Annotated in this window: 2 protein-coding genes; both read left to right on the top strand. The window is 71.5% G+C overall.

All coding sequences use genetic code 11. The annotated features are described in order from the left end of the window. A partial coding sequence (hpaH, locus tag CXQ97_RS18490; RefSeq protein ID WP_104182352.1) for a 2-oxo-hept-4-ene-1,7-dioate hydratase occupies positions 1 to 699 on the top strand: 699 nt, incomplete at its 5' end. Beyond that, positions 684 to 1454, top strand: a 771-nt coding sequence (locus CXQ97_RS18485; protein ID WP_181035154.1) for an HpcH/HpaI aldolase/citrate lyase family protein, incomplete at its 3' end; no start/stop codon positions are given. The genes hpaH and CXQ97_RS18485, both read left to right, overlap by 16 nt.

Genomic DNA, 1454 nt, shown 5'->3' with positions numbered 1-1454 from the left:
CGCTACCCGGACATGACGGTGGAGGACTCCTACGCCGTGCAGCGGCTCTGGCGGCAGCGCAACGAGGACGCCGGCCGCACGCTGGTGGGCCGGAAGATCGGGCTCACCTCGCGGGCCATGCAGGCGGCCACCGGGATCACCGAGCCCGACTACGGGGCGATCTTCGACGACATGGTGTTCGAGACGGGCTGCTCGGTCTCGTGGGACACCTACACGCACCCGCGGGTCGAGGTGGAGCTCGCGTTCGTGCTGAAGGACGATCTCGCCGGGCCCGGCTGCAGCATCTTCGACGTCCTCAACGCCACCGACTACGTGGTACCCGCACTGGAGATCCTCGACTCCCGCATCGAGATGGAGGGGCGCACCATCGTGGACACCATCTCGGACAACGCGGCGATGGGTGCCATGGTAGTGGGCGGCCGGCCCGTTCGGCCCGACGCCGTCGACCTCCGCTGGGTCTCCGCCATCCTCTACAAGAACCAGGTGGTCGAGGAGACCGGCGTGGCCGCCGGGGTGCTCGACCACCCCGCCGCGGGCGTGCACTGGCTCGCCAACAAGATCGCGGCGCACGGTGACGGTCTGAAGGCGGGCGACATCATCCTCGCCGGCTCGTTCACGCGCCCCCTCTGGGTGGACAGGGGCGACACCGTCCACGCCGACTACGGACCCCTGGGAGCCGTCACATGCCGCTTCGTCTAGCCCCCACCTTCGCCGACGCACTGGCCGCGTCGGACCGCCCGCTCGCCGGTATGTGGGTCTGCTCGGGCAGCCCGCTCGTCGCGGAGATCTGCGCCGGGTCCGGGCTCGACTGGCTCCTGATCGACGCCGAGCACAGCCCCAACGGCCTCGAGTCCGTCCTCGCCCAGCTCCAGGCCGTCCACGGCTACCCGGTCCAGGCCCTCGTCCGACCGCCCGTCAACGACCCCGTGCTCATCAAGCAGTACCTCGACCTCGGCGCGCAGAACCTGCTGATCCCCATGGTGCATTCCGTCGCGGACGCCGAGGCGGCCGTCGCCGCCACCCGTTACCCGCCGGACGGCATCCGCGGCGTCGGCTCCGCACTGGCCCGCGCTGCCCGTTGGAACCGTGTCCCGGGCTACCTGGCGGACGCGTCCTCCACGGTCAGCCTGACCGTGCAGATCGAGTCCACGGCAGCGGTCGAGGCCGTGGACACCATCCTCGCGGTCGACGGCCTGGACGCGATCTTCGTCGGGCCCTCCGACCTCGCGGCGTCGATGGGACTGCTCGGCCAGCAGGAGCATCCCGACGTGCGTGCCGCCGTCGAGCACTGCCTCGCTGCGGCGCGGCGGGCCGGGAAACCAGCCGGCGTCAACGCCTTCACCCCGACGACGGCACGCCGCTACCTGGACGCCGGCGCCCGCTTCATCCTCGTCGGGGCCGACGTCGCCCTCCTCGCCCGAGGCTCCGAAACCCTCGCCGCCGGCTTCATCCCG

The sequence above is a fragment of the Arthrobacter sp. B0490 genome, from assembly GCF_002929355.1.
Classification (GTDB): Bacteria; Actinomycetota; Actinomycetes; order Actinomycetales; family Micrococcaceae; genus Arthrobacter_D.
The sequence above is the reverse complement of the archived record's forward strand: the minus strand, read 5'-3'. Positions and strand labels throughout refer to the sequence as shown.